The following is a 19,791-nucleotide window of genomic DNA, read 5'->3' as shown; positions in this document are numbered from 1 at the left end:
CGGACGGGTCACTCGGACTTGTCTTCGGAGGCCCCGGCCACGTTGGTCAATTCCGCCAGAAGTTTCTCGCGCGCTGCCTCGTCTCCCAGCACGCCCTGAATGGCCTTGCGGAAGGCCGGAACGTTGCCGAGCGGACCCTTGAGCGACACCAGCGCCTCGCGCAGTTCAAGCAACTGGTTGAGTTCCGGCGTCTGGCGGACGATCGATTCCGGAGTGAAGTCGTTGAGGTTCTGGAACTTCAGGGATACCGAGAGGTTTCCGGCGTCTTCGCCGTCTTCAGCGTCGACCAGCTTGTTTTCAGTGGCCAGATCCAGCGACAGATCATGGCTCTTCATGACCTCGTTGAAATTGTCCTTGTTGATGTTGATAAGCGTCCGGTCTTCGATCGGCGTATCATCGGGACGCTGCGTGTAGTCGCCAAGCATCACCATTTTCAGCGGCAGTTCGACTTCTTCCTTGGCATCGCCGGTGGCCGGCTTGTACTTGATATTCACCCGTTCCTTGGGTGCGACCGAAGATTCTTTTGACATGATGTTCCCCGTAGTCTGAGCAGCCATCGGGCACGGAACGAAGCGGTCCGGCACCGGTTTTCCTCTAGATCTGTTTATTCCTGTTCAGTTCCTAGTTTGACTATGTGTCAGTTCTATTGAGCGGACTGAAAAATTGATTTTCGACATTCACATAAGCAATACTACTTCCGGCCCGTCAACTCCGCTGCCGCGCCGACATCCAGCAGCGAAAGTGTTTCCATGACGCTGGTGCGAACCTGAACGGCGTCGGCATCCGGCAGGAACTGCTTGATGTTCTTGTGCCCGAGGCTCTGCCAGGACAACCGTGCGAGGGCGACGGCAAGCTCCGGGTCCCAGTGTGCCAGATCGCGTTCGGCAGCGATAGTGCGCAGCGAACTCAGCAGCGCGAAAAGCGGTTGCATCAGCTCGAATCGAAGGCAGAATTCACCAATCTTGAGTTGCGTCCGGAACCAGTCCCGGCCGGACCCGCGGGTTGCCAGATGCTGTTTCAGGGACGCAAGACCTTCCATGGTCTTGCCGGCAAGGGCAAGTTGCATGGCTTCGGAAGAGACCCGGTCCAGTTCGGAACTCGTGGCGCCGCCACCTGCGCTGCCAGCCTGCACTTCCCGGGCGATCCAGTCTCCGGTTTCAACGCTGGCAAACGGTGTGCCGTCACTGAAGGCCAGTCCGGGAAGATCGGGAAACCTTTGAAGAAAACCGGCGAGCTCGCCGATCACCAGGCGGCGGGCCGCGTCATAGGCGCTGCCTGCGTCCTGCATGGCGGCCGCAAGCTGGCACTGGGTGTCCAGCCAGAACGGCGACGCGACAAAGGCGGATTCCGCGGACTTGATAAGGCCCTCATGGTTTCCCGCGCCCCTGAGCGCGGCCAGTTCCGCAATCTTGGCCTTTTGCGGCGGCGGCAGCGCGGTCTTGCCATCCTTGCTGGGCGGCAGGGCCTCGATCCGGCCCCACAGGGCGAATCGCGCCGCGTAATAGCCCCTTGCATCGGCCGGTGCCTGCTGGCGGATGGCGCTGGCGGCCTTGGTCGCCGCATTGAAAACCGCCTGGATGGCACCGGTCACGCTGGAGGTGTCCACCGCGATTTCAGCGGCCGGAGCCGACGCGGGTGGTACAGCCGGTGCGGGCGCCGGTTGCGACGCCGGCGGCGCGGAAGGCGGAGTGGAAGCGGGTGCCGCCGGTGCGCCTGGGCCTGCTGCCGGGGCAGGACCCGCGCCCGGCGGGGTTTCGGCGGGAGAGGCTTCGGGTTCCGGTGGCGGCGCGGCGGCGGCTTCGGCGGCCTTGCGCTCCGCCTCCAGGGCGCTGCTGGCTTCCTTTGCCAAGGGCCGCAGGGCCCGGACCAGAGGGCCCAGAGCGACCTGCGACTTGGTCATTTTCTGCTCCAGGGCGGTGTCCAGCTCCAGCAGCGCCTCGTGTGCAATATAGACTTCGGCGTTGAATTTGCCTTCCGGGGCCTGGGCCTCGACCATCGGCGCCAGCTTTTCCGCCAGCCAGTCATAAGCGCCAGCCCGGCCGCGTTCCCGGCGCACCGGCGGGACCATGGTGTCCCAGTGGGCCTCCGACAGGTCCCGCAGGATGACAAGGCCCGTGGCCAGTCCCGGATAGCCTTCTTCGGCAAAGAGCCCGAAGACCAGACGCGTCGCGAGCACCAGATCCTTGGAATTCGACTGGAGGACCTTGACCGTTTCCTCGTTGAGCTGCTTCCAGTTCACCGCGTTCGGGCCGCCGGTTTCCATCTTGCGGAATTCGGATTCCAGCTCTTCGAATTCCGGCGATTCGCGGAAGTCTTCCTGCGTTGCCGGATTTTCCAGCGCTGCAAGGCCCACCCCGGCGCGAGGATCGTCAAGTGTTGCCAATGGATCTTCGCCGGCCATTCGGGACTCCGGATCAAGGGGACAGGCTTCGCAGGTGCCAAAACCTAAACTGATTCGTAAATTCGTAGCGTTTCAGGTGTTACATCTTTATAAAATTTACAAGGTTCCGGTCGAAATTGGCAGTGAGCGCCCGATTCGGGCCACGACACATGCGCCACGACACATGCACGGGCCTTGCGAGAAACCGTTCCGCCCGTGCGCATCCGGGAACAGGCAATGACCGCAGAAGCCGCTGAAATTACCATCGAGCATGAAACAGACGGCGGGGTCACCGTCGTCAGACCCGCCGGCAAGCTGGACACCTTGAGTGCCAGGACCTTCGAGGCCTATCTGAAGGGCCTTGCCGACGCCAATGCAGGTCCGCTGTTGATCGACATGGAAAAGGTCGACTACGTCACCAGCTTCGGATTGAGGTCCCTCCTCATCATCGCCAAGCTGCTGGCGCCGTCGGGCGGCAAGCTGGTCCTTTTCCAGGTGAACCCGTCCGTGATCGAAGTTCTCAAGATTTCCGGATTTCTGAAGATCCTGACAGTTGCTGACACATTGGCCTCGGCAAAGGAGTTGGCTGGACAGCCGCGCTGATCAGCGTGCTCACCATCAACCGGCAACGCAGCGACTGGCAAGGCAGCGAATTGTGGCAAATGTCGAAACAGTAAGTGTTCGAAACGATCTGGCGGAACTGCCGGTGGTCTATGCCACGCTCGAGGCGTTCTGCGCGGGCGGTGGCCTGCCGGAAACCGTCCGCCGGAGCCTGCTGCTGATTATCGAGGAGCTCTTCAGCAACACGGTCTCCTACGGATATGCCAACGGACAGGCGGACCGGATCTCGGTCACCGCTTCCCTGGGATCCGACCATGTCGAACTGACCATGGAGGACAAGGCGGCTCCCTTCGACGGCAGTGTCGCACCCGACGGACCGGATACGCAGGAAACTGTCGACCTCAAGGCAATTGGCGGCCTGGGCCTGTTTCTCGTGCATCAGCTTGCCGAGGAGGTTTGTTATGAGCGCATCGAGGACATCAACCGCATCACCGTCCTTGTCTCGCGCGCGGCTGCCGATACCGCAGACTGAAACCTCGGACTGAAACCACGGACTGGCAATGGAAGGTCGGAAGGCCTGCCTGCGATCACGGGCCGGGCCCGAGACGCCGTTCAGGGTGATGCCGGGGTGTTCAGCGTGGGCGTTGCGGCCCAGGTGTTCAACTCGGATGTCAAAAGGTGAATTCCATCATGGAAAAGTCATCCGGAAGCGGCGCGTCGGCCTGAAAAGCGGCCAGCCAGTCATAGACGGCTTGGGGCGCTGGGCCGGTCACGGTCCGGGTCTTGTCGGCCAGCTGGGACCACGACAGGGTCGCGCCGGTATCATCCTCGATTTCATAGGTGCCGTCGCTGATGACAAGCAGCCGGTCCCCCGGCAGCATCCGGAACGAACCGCCATCGAAGGGCATGTCGGCAATCGCGCCGATGACCATGCCTTCCGGCGTGCCGAGCCCGGTGACCTCGTAGCCGTCCGCTCCGGTTCTCAGGTGAATGGCTGCGGGATGGCCGCCGGAGGCAAAGGACAGCAGTCCGCTCGAGCGCTGGTAGATGCCGTACCAGATGGTGAAGAACATGTTGTTCTGACGTTCCATCGGGAAGGCATTGTTGAGCTTTGCCAGAACATCCGACGGATCGCGGAAATCGGTATCCGCAAGCGTGTTCGCCCGCAGCACGTTGATGATGGCGACGGACAGGAGGGCCGCGCCGACACCGTGCCCGCAGACATCGATCAGGTAGATTGCGAAATGATCCGCGTCGAGGTCGTGATAGCCGAATGAATCGCCGCCGAGTTCGGTTGACGGGACAAGCAGCCAGTCCGCACCGGGGGACGCCGACCGTTTTTCCGGCAGCATGGAGTAGACGTAGTTGCCCGCGTCGCGCAGTTCCGATTCGAGCCGTTCCTGGGTTCTGGTCAGCAGGATGTTGTATTCGGCCAGTTGATCTTCCACGGCCTCGCCATGCTCGATTGTGCCCTCGTAGAGCAGTTTGAGATCGTCATGCTCCGCGCGCAGTTCCTCAAGTTCCTTGCGCACGAGCGCAAGCTCCTGCTCAGGGCTTTGCGGCGGCACTGTGGCGCTGACTGTGTTGCTGCTGGTCATGGTATATCCATCATGCCTTCATGCGCGTGCGGAGGAAACCCGAAGTTCTGACCGGTCCCGGTTAACAGTTTGGGCAGACATCATTGGTACAATCACGGTTGATATATTCTTGGCAATGAGCGACACCGTATTGTTAAATAGATGAATTATCGATGACGCGAGTGATACCGACCGCATTTTCCGCATTTCTTTCAAGTCTGCACGGCGCCATGACCAGCTGCGACGAACTACGCCAACGGGGGAATAACCATGCAAGCACCTGCTGAAGGCTTGTCAGCGGTTTCGGAATTGCCGCAGATGATTCACCTCGATCTGGATATCCGGGACTTTTGTTCCGATTGGGGGCATTGCGATCTCGTGTCCGGGTATCTTGCCCGCATGGTCAGCCACAACCGGCTGGATTCGTTGCTGTTTTCAAATCTCTATTCATCGGCGCTCAACGAGTTGCTCGAGGCCGTTTACCGCACCCATGGGGACAGCGGCAAGCTGGACTGCGCCGTCCACCGCCACGGCAATCTGGACCGGATCGTGCTGACCTTTCCCGCGGATGACGCGACCTTCAGCATCTATCAGGAGACAATCCGGAAGGTTGTCAGCGACGATGCCGAAGCCCTCTATCTGGAGGCCCTGTTCGCCGATGACGAGCCGGGTGCAAGTCTCGGGCTACTGGAACTGGGTGTCGACTACGGGGCCCGATTTGCCATTGAAAGATGTGAAGACGGACGGATGCGTCTGAGTGCCGACCTCGCGCTGGAGGACAACCAGGAATGATCGTCGACAACATGGCCCAGGCCTGCCAGTGGAGCTACAACGAGAACGATCAGGAGTTCTCCCTGCATGGCAGCCTGCGGCCGCAGCGGGTGGAAGATCTGAACACTTGCATTTCCGCGCTCGAAAAATCCGTATCGAACGTGAACGGCCTGTTCTACGTCAATGTCCGCCGGTTGGTGCGCATGAACAATGTTGCCTTCCATGCGCTCGGCTGCAAGATCCTCGATCTGGTGCGCTCGCGCAGCGATCTGAAGGTTCATGTCACCACGTCGAGCGTGGTCGGCTGGGCCACGCGAAAATTCGCTGTCCTGGAATCCATCTCGGACAAGATCACCGTCAGCGAATACGACAACGAGTTTTATCCCGGACAGTCCTTCCTGGAGGAAGGTGGCTTCATTCCGATCCTGCGTACCCAGACCAAGCTGACATGGCATCACGAACGCGACATGCTCGCGCGGCACGGCCTGAAAGCCGGCATGCAGGTGGCGGACATCTGTTGCGGGATTGGCGATTTCGCCGTCCTCATGCAGAAGGAATACCAGCCTGACCGGATCGTGGCGCTCGATCACAGCCTCTCCAGCCTGGATTATGCGCGCAAGGTCGCGGCCGATTTCGGCGTGCGCGGCATCGATTATGTGTTCGGGGATGCCTCGGACATGCTGCTGGAGAGCGACCAGTTCGATTTCGTGACATGCCGCCATTCCCTGCAGGTGTTCGACCGGCCGGAGCTGATCCTCAGGGAACTGCTGCGGATCTGCAAACCGGGCGGCAGGGTCTACATCACCAACGAGAAGAATTCTCATTGCCTGGGCGAGCCGCGCTCGGAGACGATCCAGCGGACCTACACGGAAGTGGCCCGGCTGTGGGCGCATTTCAACATGGACATCGAACTGGGCCCGAAAAGCCGCCGTTATCTGGTGGATTCGGGCTTTGAAGACATCCGCATGGAATCGTTCATGGTCACCAACCTGGACGGCGATCCCCAGGACTTCGCGGACATCGTCCAGTCCTGGGAAGATGTCTATGCCGGCAAGATGGCCGTTGAGCGCGGCGACAGCGACGAGCAGATCAGCGAGTTCCGGAAAGGCTTTCAGGATCATATCTTCGCGGCCCTGCATCCCAAGGGCTATGCGGGCTGGCCGGTCTGGGTCGCGTCGGGACGGAAACCGAAATGAGCGTGACACAGGTAAATGCCGAGCCGCCGCGCAAGAGCGAGCCGGAACACATCGGCGGCTTTTCAAGGCACAGTTTCCGCGCGAAGTTCATCGCGGTTGTCAGCGCGGCGGTCCTGTTCGACCTGATGCTGGCCGGCGGTGTCGCCATCTGGAACGTGCAGCGCCTGTCCGATGACGCCACCGAGAAGGTTCAGACGGGCCTGTCCGATGCGACGGACGAATATCTGCGGACCTATATCGACACGACCGCGCTGCGCACCGAATTGCTTCTGGATCAGGTGTATTCGGAAGTCGAGGCGCTGGGCGCGGCGATGCAGACCCTCATCGACAATCCGGAGACCGGCACCGCCGTTGGCCTGACGGTGGAGGAAGACCCGAAACTCGGCGACAAGCTGGTCTACAACGCCGACGCCGGCTGGGCACAGAACGAGCCGGGCGAGTCGGTGGTCAGCGTCTGGGGCTATCTTCTCGACGATGACGGCAACCCGCTGCCCGAGGTCGCCGACCAGATCGCGGACAGCTCTGCGTTCAATCTCGTCGCTCCGGGCATGATGAAAACGGGATCGCCCAAGCTGCAGCTTTATTATGTCGGTCCGAAGGACCGGCCGATCATGCGCACGACACCCCATACCGGGCAGGCGCAGACCTTCGACGAACTTTATCCCGGCCACAACGACAACAATTTCTGGGACTTCTTCTTTCCCGGCGTCTACGAGGGCTGGCAGGGCTGGCTCGAGGATGCGTCCACCCGGCCGGTGCCGCGCGATATCGTGGGCACGGCGCCCTATATCGACGCCATCACCGGCGCCCGCATCGTCAGTTTCTTCTCGCCGCTGTGGAATGCGGAGCGCACCGATGTGGCCGGCATGACCGCCGTCGACATCACGCTCGATCAGCTCTCAAGTCTGGTCGAGAACGTCAAGATCGCGGAAACCGGCTTTGGTTTCCTGACGTCCTCCTCGGGCAACGTGCTTGCGGTCAGCGACGCCGGCGCGCTCACGCTGGGTCTTGTGTCTGTGGGCGGCGAGGGCCAGGGCGTTACCGGCATCAACCGCTTCCTCAACCAGAGCCGTTATCCCGAACTCGCCAACCTGAAACTGCCCCACGATGCCGGCACGGTGGTCGATACCATCACGCTCGGCAGCGAGGAACATTTCGCCTCCCGGGAGGGCGAAAGCTACATTGTCGTTCTCAAGGAACTGGCTCCCATCAATCTGTGGGACGGCGACAAGATCGTCTCCGAGAACCTGACCCTGGGCTTCATGGTGGCGACCGACGAGATCTATGCTCCCCTGGAAGAGGTGCGAACCCAGCTGGCTGAAGCGACCGAACGGATCGTGACCTGGCAGATCGCCGCGCTGCTCGTCAGCCTGCTGATCGTGACCCTGGCTGTCTATGCGGTGTCCGGCAGGATCACCAAGGGCCTGTCCGAACTGGCCAATGCCGCCAAGTCGCTGCAGAACAAGGACTATTCGGTCCGCGTCGCCATCCCGACCCGGGACGAGGTGGCCGCTGTGGGCCTCGCCTTCAACAACATGGCCGAGGAAATCAGCTATCATACCGAGAACCTGGAAAACCTGGTCGAGGAACGGACCCGGAAGCTGGAAACGGCGAATGGCGAGATCGTCGCGCTCAACCAGCGCCTGAAATCGGAGAACCTGCGGCTCGGGGCCGAACTGGACGTGGCCAAGCGCATTCAGGAAATGGTGCTGCCGCGCCTGAGCGAGCTGGAAGGCATTCCCCAGGTCGAGATCGCGGCCTTCATGGAGCCGGCCGACGAGGTTGGCGGTGACTACTACGACGTCCTGTTCGACGGCAGCCGCATCAAGGTCGGCATCGGCGATGTCACCGGGCATGGTCTGGAAAGCGGCGTCCTGATGCTGATGGTGCAGTCGGTGGCGCGCGCCCTGCAGGAAAAGGGGGACCGGGACCCGGTCGCCTTCCTCGATGTCCTGAACCGCGCGGTCTACAAGAACATCACCCGCACCAGGTCCGACAAGCACCTGACACTGGCCTTCGTGGATTACGAGGACGGCAAGGTGACGCTGTCCGGACAGCACGAGGAAGTCCTGATCATCCGGGCGACCGGCGAGACCGAGCGCATCGACACGATGGATCTCGGTTTTCCTGTCGGTCTGGAAGCCGACATTCTGCCCTTCGTCGCGACACTGGACCTGGACTTCGGTCCGGACGACATTCTCGTCCTGCACACGGACGGCATCACCGAGGCGGAGAATGCCGCAGGCGAGATGTACGGTCTCGACCGGCTCAGCCAGAGCGCGCATGACCACCGCGGTCAATCCGCCAAGGGCATTGCCGAAGCCGTGATTAAGGACGTCAAGTCGCATATCGGCGACTACAAGGTATTTGACGATATTACACTGGTCGTGTTGAAGCATAGGTAGGGCATGGTCGAGGATTTTGGACAAACGGCTGCCTCGAATGGCGGTGATGCAACCCGGTTCCGCCTGAAGCTGATGGCCGAACCGCTGGACCTGAGCTGGCATCATTGCGGGATTACGTCGGATTTCATCGGCGAGTATTTCAGCCGGGCCTGCGGCGGAAAGATCGATGACGTCGATGCGCGCCATTCCATCAGCTACATGATCAACGAGATCCTGGAAAATGCGGTCAAGTTCCGCCACGGCGGCAACATTGAGATCCTCAGCAGTCTCCAGGCCGACACCTTCGAGATCCAGATCACGAACTGTGTTGATCGGCAAACCGCGACGCGGTTCCAGGAACTGCTGACGGAATTGCTGCGACGCGAGCCCGGGGAACTGTTGCTGGAACGCATTGAAGAAAATGCACTTGACCCGGATTCTTCCGGATCGGGCCTTGGGCTGCTCACCCTGATGAGTGACTACGGGGCCGAATTGGGCTGGTCTTTCGCGTCGGAGCGTGTAAGTGAAGGCCTTGAGTTGACGACATATGCTTCTTTGCGACTTTCCTGATCGCCGATATATTCCAAAGGAAGAAATCACAATGGAAATCAGCACGAACGATTACCGCGTTTGGACTGAGGGCACCGCCATCCACTATGAAGGGACGATGCGGCTGTCCGGCACCGATGCCTATGCGCCCATTCTCGAGATCATGAATTCCATTCTGGACGCCAAGCCGGAACTCATCACGCTGGATCTGACCGGTCTGGAATTCCTGAACAGTTCCGGGATCAACCTGCTTGCGAAATTCACTATCGAAATCAGGAAACAGCCGGAAGTCGGTGTCCGGGTGCTGGGGTCCAAGTCGATCCCCTGGCAATCCAAGTCGCTTCGCAACCTGCAGCGTCTGCATCCGGCGCTGGAACTGACGATTTCCTGACCGCAGAGGCTGACACGGAAAGTCGCGGCCCGGAAAGCCTTGGCAAGGAAGATCCGCAAGGAAGGCTGGCAACACATGAGCCGATGCGCATGCTCGGGAAATCCGCGCTGAAGAGCTGCATTGATGTCCTTTCGGCAGGCGCCGGCAGAAGCCGGTTCCCGCGCACCGCCCTGCTGCCTGCGGTTCTGGCAGCGGTCCTGGCCGTCGCCGGCTGCCAGTCGACCAGCCAGTCGCCTCAACTGGAAAGCGACTATGTCGGCCGGAGTTCGGCTGCCTTCTTCGAAGCCTACGGTCCGCCCGATCAGGTGATCGGCCTGGACCAGGCTCTGAAAAAGGACGCAACCGGCAAGATCGTCACGCAGGACGATCCCAAGCAGCTTGTCTACTACTGGTCCTCCACCAACCCGAAAACCTATTCCAAGGTGCCCAAACCGGCCGGTGACAGCTGCACGCTCGCCATTCTGACCAGCGCCGGGGGCACCATCCTCAGGATCGAGGTTCAGGACGAAAACGACAATATCGCCGCCGTCAAGGCCAGGTGCGAAGCCCTGATCCAGTAAGGCCGCGCCCGGACGGCTGATGCTCCCCTCCAGACGCCCTCGGAAACGGGAGCGGGACACTGCCCGGCAGAAGACGGTCGTGCCTGTCTGGGCCCTCAGTCTGGGGCCAGTCACGTGCCTGTCTGGAGCCAGCCTTGTCCCAGTCTCGTCCCATGAATGAAGACCGATGGCCCGCACATCCGCGCAAGCTTGGCATCGTCCACGCGGCGGTCATTTGCCTTCTTGAGAAGGGTATCACCAGACTGGCGAACGCGACATCGCGCGACATCGTGCGCCAGGCGGACGTCAGCCTCGGCAACCTATAAAGCCACTTCGTGAACATGGAAGGCGCTCTGGCGTGCGTTGCCGACATCGAGGGCGCGAAGTCGTCACCGTTCATCGACTTGCCAAGGGGACCTGGCGACCCGCGGGCCGCATAGGAGTGATATGATGATTGGCCCACGGCAGTATCAGTCGACAATCCAGCGATCAGCAACTATTTGAAAAAAATGGCGCACCCGACAGGATTCGAACCTGTGACCTCTGCCTTCGGAGGGCAGCGCTCTATCCAGCTGAGCTACGGGTGCTCTTCGCGCGCGCAAGAACTGCGTGGCGGATAGAGGGGTCTGATACTAGATCGGGCGGCGCTGAGCAATGGCTTTGTGAGATTTTGGACAAGATTGCAGGCGGTGGCCGAAAGCGTCGGGGTGTGTGGCCGGTCGTCGGTCCGGCGAGACGCCGGCGCGCGCCAGACGGTCAGGTTTTTTGCAAAAAAATCGGATCCGGAGTGATAGGGCAGCGCGGGGGCTGCGTAGAGAGGACATCTTACTCGGACACGGAAGGTCCCATGAGCGATCCGCAGCCCTGCCGCAACCTGGTCGTCGTTCTCGGCGATCAGCTCTCGCCGGACCTTTCCAGCCTCAAGCGCGCGGACCCCGCATCCGACCGGGTGCTGATGGCCGAGGTGTGGCGGGAGGCGACCTATGTGCGCCATCACAAGAAGAAGATCGCCTTCCTGTTTGCCGCCATGCGCCACTTCGCGGAGGAACTCCGCGCGGCCGGCTGGAAGGTCGATTACGTGACACTTGACGCGGACGGCAACACCGGCAGTTTCCGGGGCGAGGTCGCCCGGGCGGCCGCGCGCCATCGTCCGGAAAGGGTCCTGGTGACCGAGCCGGGCGAATGGCGGGTGCTGGAGGACTTGCGGGCCTGGCCGTCCGCCCTGGGTGTGCCGGTGGACATTGTCACCGACACGCGCTTCCTGTGTTCCGTGTCGGAGTTCCGCGCCTGGGCGTCCGGCCGCCGGCAACGGCGGATGGAACATTTCTATCGCCAGATGCGCCGCAAGACAGGACTGCTGATGGAGGGCGGCAAGCCCGCCGGCGGCCAATGGAACTTCGATGCCGACAACCGCAGGCCCGCGAAAGCGGACCTGTTCATGCCGTCGCCGCGCCGGTTCGAGCCCGACCGGACCACCCGGGAGGTGCTGGACCTTGTCGCCAGGCGGTTCGGTGATCACATCGGCGATCTGGAACCGTTCTGGTTTGCGGTGACCCGGGACCAGGCGCAGGAGGCGCTCGACCATTTCATGGAGACGGCCCTGGCCGGGTTCGGAACCTATCAGGACGCGATGCTGCGCGGCGAGAAATTCCTGTTCCACTCGATGCTGTCGGTCTATCTGAATGCCGGGCTGCTGGACCCGATGGACCTGTGCCGCAAGGTCGAGGCCGCTTACAGGAACGGCCAGGTGCCGCTCAACGCCGCGGAAGGCTACATCCGCCAGATCCTCGGCTGGCGCGAATATGTGCGCGGTATCTACTGGATGGAAATGCCGGACTATGGCGACAGCAATGCGCTGAACGCCATTGCGCCGTTGCCGGATTTCTACTGGACTGCGCAAACGCGCATGCGTTGCATGCGCGAGGCCATCACCCAGACGATCGAGGAGGCCTATGCGCATCATATCCAGAGACTGATGATCACCGGCAATTTCGCGCTGCTCACCGGGGTCCGGCCGCAGGAGGTCCACGCGTGGTATCTTGCGGTCTATGCGGACGCCTATGAGTGGGTCGAGCTGCCGAACACGCTCGGCATGAGCCAGTTCGCCGATGGCGGCCTGCTGGGCTCCAAGCCCTACATGTCCGGGGGCAACTACATCAACAAGATGTCGGACTACTGCAAGGGTTGCGATTATGACGTGCGCCGGCGCACGGGCAAGGGCGCCTGTCCCTTCAACGCGCTCTATTGGAACTTCCTCGACCGCAACGCGGATGTGCTGAAAGGCAATCCGCGCCTCAACCAGCCCTATGCCACCTGGGCGGCCATGGACGCCGACACACGCACGGCCCTGAAAGCGCATGCGGGAGAGGTGCTGGAGCAACTGGCCGGGGGCGGGCCGGTCTGAGGCCGGGCGTGCCGGTTCGGACCGGGCGGTCAATGAAAGACCGGAGCGGGACCAATGCGGACCTGCCGGGAGATTGGTTTGGGGGCGCCTTTTTTCGGTGCCGTTAATTCGGACGGCAAAAAAAACGCGCAGCCGGTTAAGACTGCGCGAATAAAGTTACTGTGCACGTGGCCCCATCGACCACGGCGGCAACTCTACCGGCATCTTTCGAGAATGTCATTACCGTAAAATATTTTATTTTTTGATTCACTTTAATGCGACTGATCGTTATTCATGTTGAGTCATTTCAGGACCAATTAAAGTGCAAAATAATCTATTTATATCAATAACTTAAATTGACTGCTTCGATGAATTTCCGTGCTGTTTCGCAGCGGTTTTGTCTCTTTTTACGCGTATTTATCGGCAAAACTGCTTATGCTTGTCGCCGTGTATCACGCCGCTGCCTGTGACCTCGACCCGGGTCACACCCTTGCGGACAAAGCCGAGTTCCCTGGCGGCGGCCAAGGTCACATCGATGACCCGGTCCTTCGCATAGGGGCCCCGGTCGTTGATACGGACGGTCACGGTCTTGCCGTTCGACAGATTGGTCACATCCACGAGCGTGCCGAAGGGAAGCGTCCTGTGAGCGGCGGTCAGTCCGGAGGGGTCCGCTTGTTCTCCGCTGGCTGTCGTGCCGCGCAGCTTGTACCAGGAGGCCTTGCCGCATTGCTGGATCGCGGACGCCTGGGCCGGTGCGGCGGCGCCGGCGGCCAGGACCATGAGAGTGCCGGTGAGGGCACGCAGGAGATGCGTTCTGGGCATGATTCGCCTCATGAGAGTTGTTCGGCCGCGACTTTGTCCACACATGCTGAAATCGGCCCGGGTCTGCGGCGCCCTCCATAGCAGGTCGCCAAGGCGTCTTTAAGTCAGTGGCATGATGAAAATATGGCGTGATATCAGAGTGAAAGTGGATCTTGAATAGTAGTTGAATAAAATTTTAAATATATTTTATTCAGATACCAAAAAGTTTTGTTTACTATAATAATCCTAAGATTTGTGGGTATTTTTTCGGCGCCGAAATTGCAAACTGAACTGTGCTAGTTATTTTGATCTTGGGGCGGCGCAGTGTGTGTTTGAGTATGCGCCTTTTAAACGGCAATTTTTTGAAAGGGCGGTATGGTGCAAGTCAGCCATCGGCTCATTGACGGCCGGCTGGATCAGACCGGTCGTGCGGACAGCGATATACTTTCGGATTTCCATGCGTCCCTGCTGGAAGTGCTGCCGAACGCGGCGGCCTTTATCACGCAGGACGGCAGCATTCTCGTTCACAACACCCGCCTGAAAACGGTGTGTGCGGACAGGGGCGTCTTGCAGGTTCCCGCTCGCCTAAAGGATCTTCTGGCCGAGAGCAGCTGGAACCGCTGCGAGGCGGTCCTGGCGGCCGCCTTCGCGGGCGTGCCGGCGCAGGCCAGCGGCACGATCCTGCTGCGGTCCGGCGAGGTCTTCTGCCGTCACCTGATCTGCACGACATTCATTGCGCTGACAGCCGCACGCCGCGCGGTGCTGGTCCAGTTCGACCTGGCGGACAGCGCAAAGGACGAAATCGCAACGCCCCCGGTGGGGCAGACGGCATCCCCCCGGCTGCCGGCCGCCGAGGAATTCCTGGCGCAATTTCCGGATGACATCGTGATTTTCAACGGGACGGAGAGCGCCGGCGAGAAGGCGGCCGTGCTGCTGGACGCAATCAGCAGCAACCATGATGCCGACCTGTTCGCTGAAACGCTGGAAGGTCTGGATGCGGGCAGGACACAGAGCCTATACGTGCCCGAAACCCGCAGCTTCGAGACCGCCGCATTTACCGATGAACGGCAGATGTGCGAGATCCGCATCGTTCCCATTCCTGCTCCGGCCGACGGCACCGGAAAGAGCCTGACGGCCACTGCCGGGGCGTCCCGCACCGGGGCGTCGATGGCGATCATCCGGCGCAACGTCGACTGCCCTCGTGAAACCGCCGAAAACAGGCGGCTGGCCTATCTCGATCCCCTGACGGGTCTGGAAAACCGGAGGGCGTTCACGCGCGCGCTGAAGCGGAAACTGTGCCGCCTTGCGGGTGACGGGGCCGGAGGCGTGGCCGCCGGAGAAGCAGGTGGAGAGGCAGGAGACCAGGATAGGGACCGGACCGCGGGCGACGGGCTTGCCGTCTTCTATATCGATCTGGACGAATTCAAGAAGGTCAACGATCTCGGCGGCCACGATGTCGGCGACGACATGCTGCTGCGGGTGGCGGCCTGTCTGCGCGCGACGCTGGGTGAAGTCGGCACGGCCGCTCGGATCGGCGGCGACGAGTTCGCCGGCATGGTTCCGGCCGCCAGCGAGGAAGCGGCGCTGGAGCTTGCCGGAAAAATCCTCGACGGCTTCGACCGGATCCGTCTGGAGGTCGGCGACCGCGTGTTCACCATCGGCGGCTCCATCGGCGTCGCCTTCGTCGGCGACGGACTGCCGCTCGGCGCTACCGATGCGGCGCTCATTCTGGGTCTGGCCGACAGGGCCTGTCTGCGTGGCAAGCGCTTCGGTGGCCGCTCGGTGCAGATCCACACTGTCGCCCCGGCTGAATGCCGGACCCAGGACGCCGGCCGTGCGGAGCTTCCAGAGCCGGGCAGTTTCCGGGGCAACGAATTGACCCTGTTCGCAATGCCGATCATCCGTCTGAAGGACCAGCAGGTCTTCGGATCGGAGATCCTCCTGCGCCTTCAGGGCGACCGCGCCGCCGGGCTTTCCTCCAGGGCCTGGATTTCGGCCGCCGAACGGTCGGGCGTCATTGCAAAGGTGGATGCCTGGACCCTCGACAAGGTGCTGGACGCTGCCGAGTGCAACACGGGACGGGCCATCCTGACGATGAACGTTTCGGTGGAATCCGCCCGGGACCCGGGGTTCCGCGACGGTCTGTATCACCGCCTGTCGGCCAATCCGCTGCTGGCCTCCAAACTGTGCCTGGAAATCGGCGAAAAGGACTTCCTGCGCGAGCCGGCGGTTGTCGAAGCCTTCTTCAAGTTCGTCACCGATCTCGGCTGCCAGACGGCGGTCGACGATTTTGCCGGACACTGGCCGGTGCTGTCCCGGCTGACGGGACTGCGGGTCGAATGGCTCAAGCTGGAAGCCGGCCTCACCCAGCAGGTGGTGGAGGCGCCCGGCAAGGCGGCGATCCTGGCGGGCCTGGTGCGCGCCGCCCACGAACTCGGCATCAAGGTGATTGCCAAACATGTGGAAACGGCCAGGGAAGCCAGACTGCTGGGCGAATTGAACATCGAGGCCGCCCAGGGCTATTATTTCGGCAAACCGGCACCCTGGCCGGGCCGTTGACGCCTGCAGCGGAGGGCACATGTTCCGGCTGGACAGGACAGGACCTGCGGCGCGGGCCGGTCTCTTTCAGGCGCTAACTTGCCGAGGTCTGCCGCCGAACTCTGTATTGCGCGCGATGTGATGGGGAGCGCGTGCAATAGGCGCTCGTCCCGCCCCGGGGATCGCGATGGGACTAGTTGTTCGCAGCCGCGCCGTTGACAAGCCCGTCGTTGATCTGCGCGGCGTAGGTCGCAATGTCGTTGACACTGCTCAGGTCGTTGTTCAGGTCATAGGCGCCCACCCCCGCTATGTTCGGCTCCGCTTTGACGATGGCCGAGGCGAACTGCGCGCAGGGCGCGGGGATCGAGCCCACAGGGAATTGGCAGTTCGGGTTGTGCGCGAGGGCCAGGTTCACCCCCAGCAGCGGGTTCAGCTGCGCGGCGTTTATCTGATGGGTCGGGCCGCCAGATTTGCACTGGAACTTCGCTTGCAGTTCTTGCTGCACCGCGCTGACCACGGATGCGGGCGTGTGACCGGCGGAACCGCCGTCATAGTATTGCCGGTTCACCAGAACCTTGCTGGCGTCGACCTTCGCTTCCAGGAACATGCAGTACTGCCACTGCGCCGAAGAGATGTCGGCATTCGTGCCCGAGACGTCCCCTGACTGGGTCCTGTAGGGCGCCATCGACCATTTGATCGCCGGATCGCCTGCCGCCTTGGCCTGCGCGTTCAACGCCGTGATGAAGGTCACCATCCCGGTCTTGCAACGCTCGATATCGGAGTCGCAAAGACCGGTGCCGTCTGTGAGTGGCTCAAAGTCGATGTCGATCCCGGTGAAGCCATAGGCTTTGAAGAAGGTATGGAATTCCTTGGCCGCGGCGGTCACGGTGGTGCTGTCGGTGGAGCCGAACAGATACCAGGTCTCAGGGTTCCAGGCCGCTCCGGCCGAGATGTACAGCTCCTTGCCCTTGGCGGCCAGGGTCTGCATTGCCTCGGCCGCACCTGCATTGGTGGCGCCGTTGTAAAAGGCCGGATTGATGTTCCACACCGCGATCGGGTCGTTGTCGGGTTGGTTGCCATACTGCCCGCATGTGTCCCTTGTGCAGATATTGCCGAAGCCGAACACGATATGGGTGAAGTCGGAACTGCCAAGCGCGGTCATCTGGTCGCTCGTGATGTCCCCGATCACCGGCTGATCGCCGGTGTTTGGCGCGTCGATGTAGTAGGCGAGGTTGATCTTGCCGGAGGCGGGCACGCCGCTGCAGCCGCAGACCGAGGTGCTGCGGGCGCAGCCCGCGTTGACGACGGTCGCCGGGTCGCTGGTCCAGGCGCCGGAGAAGCTGCCGCCCACATTGCTGCAGACGCCGGGGCATTTTGCCTGTGCTTCCGTGTTGCCGCTCAAGGGGCCGCCGAAGCAGATGTCGTCAGCGCGGACCGATTGGCCCGCCAGGGCGGTGAAAACGGTCAAAAAGGCGCCTGTCAGAACAGATCTCAACAAATGTCGGGCCATCGAACAAACCACCTCCCGGGAATTTTGTCGCGGATTTACGCCCGGCCGAGCTTAGCCTGTGCCTGCCGGAAATACAATTAAGGATAGAAAGTTCATCAGATACACCGTGACCGGTGACGACGTTTTCGAATGGCCCGGGCGGGCCGCCGCGCGTGATACTGCTCCCTGGCTCTGGAGGATCACCGAGGGCTTGTGTCCCTGTGCGGCGAAGGATCAGCCGGATTGGCCAGCAAGGCTTCAAAAACACCGGGGTCCGTTACACCTTCCGACCCCAGAAGCAGAACCCGGGCTTCGGATTCCAGCCCGATAGCGGCGCGCATTTCTGGGTTGAGCGCTCCGGACATCAACCCGATCAGGCCGGCCACGGCACTTTCCCCGGCCAGAATGGGCGTATCCCCGCAGTCACCATTGGCAAGCAGACGCACCGCGGGCCCGACGAGTGTTTCCGGAATGGTCATGAACCCATGCACTGCTTCGGCGAGCACGTCCCATGCAATCCGGGAGGGTTCGCCACAAGACAGCCCGGCCATCAGCGTCTCTCTTTCGATTTTGACACGGGTCAGCTCATGCGCCTTTGCGCTGGCAAAAAGGCAGGGGGCGAGTTCTGGTTCGACAACGATATTGCGAGGCGCCGTATTTCCCCACTCCTGCTGGAAAACTGCGATGACGGCGGCGGCAAGACCGCCGACCCCACCCTGCAGGAAAACGTGAGTCGGCGGCGCGCCGATCTCGCGAATTATCTCGCGTGCCATCACACCATATCCGGCCATCACGTCGCGCGGCGCTTGAGAGTATCCCGGCCACGAGGTGTCGGAGACGATCATCCATCCGTTTTTTTCCGCATCGGTGCGGGTCCGCTCGACTGTCGCGTCATAGTCGCCGTCGATCCTCACGACGGCAGCCCCCAATTCGCGCATGGCATCGGCCCTGAAGTCACTCACTTCCGCATGGATGTAGATCCTGCAGTTCGCCCCGAAACGGTTGCATCCCCAGGCAACGGAGCGCCCGTGATTTCCGTCCGTGGCAGAGATGATGGTCAATTCAGAGATCTGGTCTGCAAAACGCCCATCCGTGATTTCGTGAATGTCGATGAGGCGTCCTGCGCGCTTCGACAGGGTACGTTGAATGACCCTGAGCACGGCGTAGGCACCTCCGAGGGCCTTGAAGCTGCCGAGGCCGAAACGCGGACCCTCGTGTTTGTAGTGGATGGTGCGCAGGTTCAATTCGCGCGCAACGCCACTCAATTCGATCAGGGGCGTGCGCCTGTATCCGTCCCAGGACGTGATGACAGCTTCGGCCTCATCGAACAGCATTCCTGGCAGGACCTCGTCTCGCGAGGAGACAATGCTCGGATTAATTGAAAGCAGTCTGGTCTTCTTGATTTCGTCGAGCGGGAACATCGTGGAACCTTTCCTGTGGTTCCTGCGAGGATAGCTCGCCTGTAGCGACAAATTTGCGCTCAATCCTTTCTTCTTTCGAGCAAATTATGCAAAATGGACCCATGAAACCGGAAACCACCTCGAAATCCCTGGATGCCTTTGATCTGGCGATTCTTGATATCCTGCAGGCCGACTGCACCCTGCCGCATCGCTTGATCGGCGAGCGCGTCAACCTGTCTACCGCCTCTGTTCAAAGGCGAATCCGGCGGATGGAACGTGACGGGGTCATCGTACTTCAATCTGCCCAGATCGATCCCGGGGCTGTTGGACTGCCCCTGACAATCATCGTGGACGTCACGTTGAAGTCCGAGGCTGCGGGTCGGACCGACGAGATCAAGAAAGCCTTCCGGGAAGCTCCGGAAATCCAGCAATGCTACTACGTCACCGGCGAAGTCGATTTCGTGCTGATCGTGATGGTCGGGGACATGGCGGAATACGAAGCGCTGACACAGCGCCTCTTCTTCTCCAACGAAAACATCGAAAAATTCAGAACTTTTGTCACGATGGACCGAACCAAGACCTCGATGCGCCTGAGCATCTGAGCACCTGAGCCGGGACGCGGCGCGCTCGAGCGGATCTTTGACCGCACCACAGAATTCCTCAGCAAGGACACGAAGCGCGCCTTCCTTGCGCGCGTCTTGAACGCACCTCGGGGCCGTGACCCGGCCCAAGGCAAAGTTGTTGGCGAATCCTGTGAACCAGTTTTCGGGTCTCTTCAGTGTCGCAGTCTCAGATACAGACTATTTGGCAAAAAGGCCCTGATGAAAGGGCG

General features: G+C 61.2%; 18 protein-coding genes and 1 tRNA gene. 12 read left to right on the top strand and 7 right to left on the bottom strand.

All coding sequences use genetic code 11. The annotated features are described in order from the left end of the window. Nucleotides 1-8: 8 nt before the first annotated feature. Nucleotides 9-530 carry a type VI secretion system contractile sheath small subunit gene (gene tssB, locus WNZ15_RS04475; RefSeq protein WP_342891726.1) on the bottom strand — a complete coding sequence of 174 codons (522 nt, stop codon included), beginning with the start codon at nt 528-530 and terminating at the stop codon, nt 9-11. 161 nt (nt 531-691) lie between these two features. Beyond that, the gene (tssA, locus tag WNZ15_RS04470; protein ID WP_342891725.1) at nt 692-2,401 is read right to left on the bottom strand and encodes a type VI secretion system protein TssA; all 1,710 of its coding nucleotides are present in this window, start codon (nt 2,399-2,401) and stop codon (nt 692-694) included. A gap of 216 nt (nt 2,402-2,617) precedes the next feature. On the opposite strand from tssA, the gene WNZ15_RS04465 reads away from it, so the two are divergent. Next, the gene (locus WNZ15_RS04465; protein ID WP_342891724.1) at nt 2,618-2,983 is read left to right on the top strand and encodes an STAS domain-containing protein; all 366 of its coding nucleotides are present in this window, start codon (nt 2,618-2,620) and stop codon (nt 2,981-2,983) included. A 52-nt stretch (nt 2,984-3,035) separates the two neighbouring features. Continuing rightward, entirely contained in the window at nt 3,036-3,473 is a 438-nt protein-coding gene (locus tag WNZ15_RS04460; RefSeq protein WP_342891723.1) for an ATP-binding protein, read from the top strand. 139 nt (nt 3,474-3,612) lie between these two features. On the opposite strand, the gene WNZ15_RS04455 is transcribed toward WNZ15_RS04460, so the two are convergent. Then, nucleotides 3,613-4,539 (bottom strand): PP2C family protein-serine/threonine phosphatase, encoded by a 927-nt coding sequence (locus WNZ15_RS04455; RefSeq protein ID WP_342891722.1) that lies wholly within the window; start codon nt 4,537-4,539, stop codon nt 3,613-3,615. Nucleotides 4,540-4,788: 249 nt separating this feature from the next. Here WNZ15_RS04455 and WNZ15_RS04450 point away from each other — a divergent pair, with 249 nt between their 5' ends. From WNZ15_RS04450 to WNZ15_RS04420, 7 genes are all read left to right on the top strand, one after another. Continuing rightward, nucleotides 4,789-5,310: a ubiquinone biosynthesis methyltransferase UbiE gene (locus tag WNZ15_RS04450; protein WP_342891721.1), complete on the top strand. Its 522-nt coding sequence runs from the start codon at nt 4,789-4,791 to the stop codon at nt 5,308-5,310. Beyond that, nucleotides 5,307-6,485, top strand: coding sequence for a class I SAM-dependent methyltransferase (locus WNZ15_RS04445; RefSeq protein WP_342891720.1), 1,179 nt, complete (start codon nt 5,307-5,309; stop codon nt 6,483-6,485). Before WNZ15_RS04450 ends, WNZ15_RS04445 begins: the two co-directional genes overlap by 4 nt. Then, nucleotides 6,482-8,890: a SpoIIE family protein phosphatase gene (locus tag WNZ15_RS04440; RefSeq protein WP_342891719.1), complete on the top strand. Its 2,409-nt coding sequence runs from the start codon at nt 6,482-6,484 to the stop codon at nt 8,888-8,890. The genes WNZ15_RS04445 and WNZ15_RS04440 overlap by 4 nt, the downstream gene beginning before the upstream one ends. 72 nt (nt 8,891-8,962) lie before the next feature. Beyond that, entirely contained in the window at nt 8,963-9,439 is a 477-nt protein-coding gene (locus WNZ15_RS04435; RefSeq protein WP_342891718.1) for an ATP-binding protein, read from the top strand. A gap of 31 nt (nt 9,440-9,470) precedes the next feature. Continuing rightward, nucleotides 9,471-9,809 carry a hypothetical protein gene (locus WNZ15_RS04430; RefSeq protein ID WP_342891717.1) on the top strand — a complete coding sequence of 113 codons (339 nt, stop codon included), beginning with the start codon at nt 9,471-9,473 and terminating at the stop codon, nt 9,807-9,809. Between the two features lie 89 nt (nt 9,810-9,898). Then, nucleotides 9,899-10,369 (top strand): hypothetical protein, encoded by a 471-nt coding sequence (locus WNZ15_RS04425; RefSeq protein ID WP_342891716.1) that lies wholly within the window; start codon nt 9,899-9,901, stop codon nt 10,367-10,369. Between the two features lie 134 nt (nt 10,370-10,503). Then, nucleotides 10,504-10,674 (top strand): hypothetical protein, encoded by a 171-nt coding sequence (locus WNZ15_RS04420; protein ID WP_342891715.1) that lies wholly within the window; start codon nt 10,504-10,506, stop codon nt 10,672-10,674. Between the two features lie 184 nt (nt 10,675-10,858). On the opposite strand, the gene WNZ15_RS04415 is transcribed toward WNZ15_RS04420, so the two are convergent. Further along, nucleotides 10,859-10,935 (bottom strand) — tRNA-Arg (locus WNZ15_RS04415). 260 nt (nt 10,936-11,195) lie between these two features. Here WNZ15_RS04415 and WNZ15_RS04410 point away from each other — a divergent pair. Then, nucleotides 11,196-12,752: a cryptochrome/photolyase family protein gene (locus WNZ15_RS04410; protein ID WP_342891714.1), complete on the top strand. Its 1,557-nt coding sequence runs from the start codon at nt 11,196-11,198 to the stop codon at nt 12,750-12,752. A gap of 396 nt (nt 12,753-13,148) precedes the next feature. Here the strand turns inward: WNZ15_RS04410 and WNZ15_RS04405 are convergent, their stop codons facing one another. Next, nucleotides 13,149-13,553 carry a septal ring lytic transglycosylase RlpA family protein gene (locus WNZ15_RS04405; protein ID WP_342891713.1) on the bottom strand — a complete coding sequence of 135 codons (405 nt, stop codon included), beginning with the start codon at nt 13,551-13,553 and terminating at the stop codon, nt 13,149-13,151. Between the two features lie 354 nt (nt 13,554-13,907). Here WNZ15_RS04405 and WNZ15_RS04400 point away from each other — a divergent pair, with 354 nt between their 5' ends. Then, nucleotides 13,908-16,091: an EAL domain-containing protein gene (locus tag WNZ15_RS04400; protein ID WP_342891712.1), complete on the top strand. Its 2,184-nt coding sequence runs from the start codon at nt 13,908-13,910 to the stop codon at nt 16,089-16,091. A 172-nt stretch (nt 16,092-16,263) separates the two neighbouring features. Here the strand turns inward: WNZ15_RS04400 and WNZ15_RS04395 are convergent, their stop codons facing one another. Both WNZ15_RS04395 and WNZ15_RS04390 read right to left on the bottom strand, forming a co-directional pair. Continuing rightward, nucleotides 16,264-17,472, bottom strand: a complete 1,209-nt coding sequence (locus tag WNZ15_RS04395; RefSeq protein ID WP_342891711.1) for a glycosyl hydrolase family 18 protein — start codon at nt 17,470-17,472, stop codon at nt 16,264-16,266. Nucleotides 17,473-17,759: 287 nt separating this feature from the next. Then, on the bottom strand, nt 17,760-18,980 hold the full coding sequence (locus WNZ15_RS04390) for a diaminopropionate ammonia-lyase (protein ID WP_342891710.1): 1,221 nt from the start codon (nt 18,978-18,980) through the stop codon (nt 17,760-17,762). 101 nt (nt 18,981-19,081) lie between these two features. On the opposite strand from WNZ15_RS04390, the gene WNZ15_RS04385 reads away from it, so the two are divergent. Next, nucleotides 19,082-19,561 (top strand): Lrp/AsnC family transcriptional regulator, encoded by a 480-nt coding sequence (locus tag WNZ15_RS04385; protein ID WP_342891709.1) that lies wholly within the window; start codon nt 19,082-19,084, stop codon nt 19,559-19,561. Nucleotides 19,562-19,791 lie beyond the last annotated feature (230 nt).

It is taken from the genome of Roseibium sp. AS2, from assembly GCF_038900065.1.
Lineage (GTDB): Bacteria > Pseudomonadota > Alphaproteobacteria > Rhizobiales > Stappiaceae > Roseibium.
This window is presented reverse-complemented; position numbering and strand designations above follow the sequence as displayed.